At 68.3% G+C, this 3,999-nt stretch carries 4 protein-coding genes and 1 pseudogene; all 5 read left to right on the top strand.

Features of this window, described 5'->3' with window-relative positions; all coding sequences use genetic code 11:
* Positions 1 to 399, top strand: a pseudogene (locus tag VGZ32_RS21835) (hypothetical protein); the annotation flags it as partial.
* A gap of 485 nt (positions 400 to 884) precedes the next feature.
* On the top strand, positions 885 to 1,793 hold the full coding sequence (locus tag VGZ32_RS21830) for a hypothetical protein (protein ID WP_326888005.1): 909 nt from the start codon (positions 885 to 887) through the stop codon (positions 1,791 to 1,793).
* Positions 1,793 to 2,824, top strand: a complete 1,032-nt coding sequence (locus VGZ32_RS21825) for an LLM class flavin-dependent oxidoreductase (protein WP_326888004.1) — start codon at positions 1,793 to 1,795, stop codon at positions 2,822 to 2,824. Before VGZ32_RS21830 ends, VGZ32_RS21825 begins: the two co-directional genes overlap by 1 nt.
* 405 nt (positions 2,825 to 3,229) lie before the next feature.
* Complete coding sequence (locus VGZ32_RS21820) at positions 3,230 to 3,454, top strand: class I SAM-dependent methyltransferase (protein ID WP_326888003.1); 225 nt, start codon at positions 3,230 to 3,232, stop codon at positions 3,452 to 3,454.
* A 278-nt stretch (positions 3,455 to 3,732) separates the two neighbouring features.
* A complete protein-coding gene (locus VGZ32_RS21815) occupies positions 3,733 to 3,900 on the top strand; it encodes a hypothetical protein (protein WP_326888002.1) in 168 nt (55 codons plus the stop codon).
* The last annotated feature ends 99 nt before the right edge of the window (positions 3,901 to 3,999 follow it).

The raw sequence follows: 3,999 nt of genomic DNA, 5'->3' as shown, positions 1-3,999 counted from the left end.
GACTCGCTGCCGGCGGCGCGCGCGGCGAGTCTGCGCGACCGGCCCGGGGTCTACGCCGAGTACGTGGTCGGCGACTTCTTGCCCGGCGACGCGTTGCGTGAGGCGCTACGCCCGTACGCGCTCGGGGGGTTGGTGTCGGCTGGAGCGTTCGGCGGCACGCACGCCACACCGCAGGCGTTTGAAAGTGCGCTCGCGGTCCTGCCGCCCGGCGCGCCCGTGGTCTTCACGATTGATGAGCAGTGGATGGATGAATCGGATCCGGATGGGTTCGGCGCCGCCGTCGAGCGGCTGGTGGCCGGCGGAGGTCTTGCGGTGATGGAGCGGACCCGGTTCCAGCACCGGGTGTCGACGACCGGCGAGCCGATCTTCTACCAGCTCGTCGTAGGCCGGACCGGGTGAGGTGAACGACCGCGCTGACCCAGCCCCAGACGGAGCAAACCCTGTGAGATTCTGTTGCCCGATTCCTGGTGAGCTCCGGCGTGTCGTGTTCGATAAGCGGTCCGCGCTGCGACGCCGCCGCGCTCGTCTGTACCGAGATCCCGCTACTCGTCACGCCCGACGCGTCCTCCCCACCCTGGACTCGACGCGCCTCGCGGCGCGCGCCGCCTTCGAGGTCGCCTTCCGCACCCGCTCCCTGCCCTGGCGCAACGGTCCCTTCGCACCCTGATCCAACCGCCACACTCGCGCCGCGACGGCACCAGATTGACAGAGCTTCGCCCAAACGCCACTCACCCGGGCCGAGATCAGGGGCCGCATCGGAGGTCTTCGAACTGGACTGGTCCGCCGCGACCAGTGGACAATCGTGATCGTCCCGTCGCGACCGCCCGGTCGCGACCAAGGTTCGAACTCAGCGAGGCGCGCTGCGGCCCGGAGGTGATACCACCGTGAAAGTCCACGTGCTGCACGAGAACCCGGACTGGTATCAACCGTTCGCCGCGGCCTTTGACGCGGCCGGCGTCGAACACGAGCAGTGGCTGCTCGGCGACGGCCCGCTCGACCTGGACGCCGAGCCGCCGCCCGGGGTGTTCTGGTCCCGGATGAGCGCGTCATCGCACACGCGCGGCCATCTGCTGGCCAAGGACCATACCCGGGCCGTGCTGTGCTGGTTGGAATCCTGGGGCCGTCGGGTGGTCAACGGGCGGCGCGTGCTGGAGCTGGAGATGAGCAAGGCCGACCAGCTCACCGCGTTGCGGGCGGCCGGGTTCGACGTGCCGCGCACGATCGCGGTCGCGGGCCGCGACCTGCTGACCGATGTGGCGGGGAAGTTCGCGGCGCCGTTCATCGTCAAACACAACCAGGGTGGTAAGGGCATCGGGGTGCGCAGCTTCCAGAGCGTCGCGCAGTTCGCCGAGTACCTGCACTCGCCCGGGTACGACCCTCCAGTGGACGGGATCACGCTCATACAGGAATACGTGCACGCGGCAGCACCCTTCATCACACGCGTCGAGGTCGTGGGCGGCGAGGTCGTGTACGCGATCACCGCCGACACCACGCGCGGCGGATTCGAGCTCTGCCCCGCGGACGCCTGCGCCGCCCCGGCGCAGAGCCTGTTCGCCCTGCGGGAGGACTTCGCCCATCCGATCCTGGGGCGCTACCTGCGCTTCGCCGAGGCGCACGGCCTCGAGATCGCCGGCTTCGAGTTCATCGAAAGCGCCGACGGGCGCCTGGTCACCTACGACGTAAACACGAACACGAACTACAACCCCGCGGTCGAGGCCGTGGCCCCGCGCTCCGGCCCGGGACAGGTGGCCCGCTACCTCAAGGGCCTGCTCGACCGGGAGGGCGGCCGCTGATGCGCTTCGGCTACTGGATGCCGATCTTCGGCGGTTGGCTGCGCAATGTCCCCGACGAGGGCATGAGCGTGCAGTGGCCATACATCCGCGACCTGGCCGCGGACAGCGAGCGGCACGGCTTCGACCTGACCCTGATCGCCGAGCTGAACCTCAACGACATCAAGGGGCACCGCGCACCGTCGCTGGATTGCTGGACCCTGGCCCCCGCCGTCGCCGCCGTGACCACCCGCCTGGAGCTGATGCTGGCGGTGCGGCCCAACTACCATCCGCCGGCCGCCACCGCGAAGGCGATCAGCACCCTCGACACGATCGCTCCGGGGCGCGTGTCCCTCAACGTCGTCTCCTCCTGGTGGAGAGATGAAGCGTCACAGTACGGCGCGCCGTTCGACGTGCACGACGCCCGCTATGCGCGCACCGAGGAGTGGCTCGACGTACTCGGCCGTCTGCTGCGCGAGCACACGGTCACCCACCATGGTCCGCTCTACCGGCTGGAAGGCACCGAGGTCGAGCCCAAGCCCTCGCGCGTACCGCCGGTGTACATGGGCGGAGAGTCGCCCCGCGCGAAGGACGTCATCGCAGCGCACGGCGACGCCTACGTCATGCACGGCGACCCGCCCGATGTCATCGCGGGCAAGATCGCCGAGATGCGCCAGCTGCGCGCCGCGTCCGGCCACCCGCCGCTGACGTTCGGCGTGGCAGGGTACGTCATCTGCCGCGACACCGAGGCCGAAGCACGCGAAGAGCTCGGCCGGATCCTGGATGTGCGCTCCTCTCCCGAGGCGTACGCGTCCTATCGGGACTTCGTCGAAGGCTCACAACTCCAGTCGCATGTCTCATTGGAGGAGTACAGCGTCTCCAACCGCGGCCTGCGCACAGGCCTCATCGGCACCCCTGCGCAGATCGCGCAGCGCATCCGAGCCTACGAGCAGGCGGGCGTCGATCTCCTGCTGCTTCAGTTCTCCCCGCAGCACCAGGAGATGGCCCGCTTCGGCCAGCAGGTCATCGCCCCGTGGCGGCAGCGCGAGCTCTGAAGCCCGCCCCCACAGGTCCGCGCCAAGCTCGTGCGCACAGCTGGAAACCTTTGGCCACACAGGTTCTGACAAGACGCGCGATGCGGTACGACGGGCGAAGAAGCTTGACTGACATCTCCACAGCAGCGGAGACGGTATCGAGAGTCTCCGACTGTGCATCACGGGGCTCGGCGGCATCCAAAAACGTCAAAGTGTCACGGCATTGATCTGCGGTTGTGTCGCCGCTTCCTGATCAAGTGCGATTCGGGTGTCATCTTCTTAAGAAGATCCAGCACAGCACGCAGTGCAGCAGCGGTGCCTCGGCCGCGATCTGGCACAACAACAAGACCGGTGCACCGATCACCAGGTCACTTATCGCCTACGACCACTGATTCAATAGGAACTTCTCGTCTAGGGTCAGCCGCGGTGCCGCTCGCGGCGATGACGGTGCGGATCATCGGCCCGCTGCTCGCGGCGGCCGCCGCGCACGTGCTGGATCTGGGCTGCGGCACGGGACGGATCGCCACGCCGCTTGCCGCACTCGGACGCCAGGTGGTCGGCGTTGACCAGTCGCCAGCCATGCTGGCGAGCTTGCAGGGTACTCGCGACGGACCGATCGACGTGTCTGGCGACGACGGTGGCGTGGGATGAGGCGAAGGGCCGGTCCGCCGAGTCCTGGATCCAGACGCACTCACCGGGGATGGCCTGCGCGGCCGCGGTCTTCGTCGACTTCAGCGTCGTCGTAGTTGTAGTTGCAGTAGTCGTTGCAGTAGCCAGCGAGGGAACGCGGCAGCCGCCGTGGCCGCCGCCCGCAGGACAGCCACGCGGACCACGGTCACGGGAGCGCCGCGCTGCCGCGCATGAAAACGGCGGCGGCGGGAACACGGCGGTATCCGCACCATGAGACGGCAATCGGAAGGAATCCCCGCATGGGCGCCATCGCCGCAGTCCTCTTCGCCGTGGCATTCTTCATCAACGGCAGTGGAACGTCGACCAACTCCTGGTTCAGTCCCACCAGCCTGATGTTGGCCGGCTTGACCTGTCTGGCACTGCACCTGCTCGGCGTGGGCACCGGCTGGTACTCACGCCGCCGCTGACCAACCCCGCGCCACGCAGAGCACCAGCGGAACGCACTCCACAGGGACCGATCGCATCGACGTCGCACCGGAAGACCCACCCGGCGGATCTGCCCAATT

The organism is Actinocrinis sp., from assembly GCF_035938995.1.
Lineage (GTDB): Bacteria > Actinomycetota > Actinomycetes > Streptomycetales > Catenulisporaceae > DASZGI01.
Note: the sequence above shows the minus strand (reverse complement) of the source record. Positions and strands in the feature narration are given on the sequence as shown.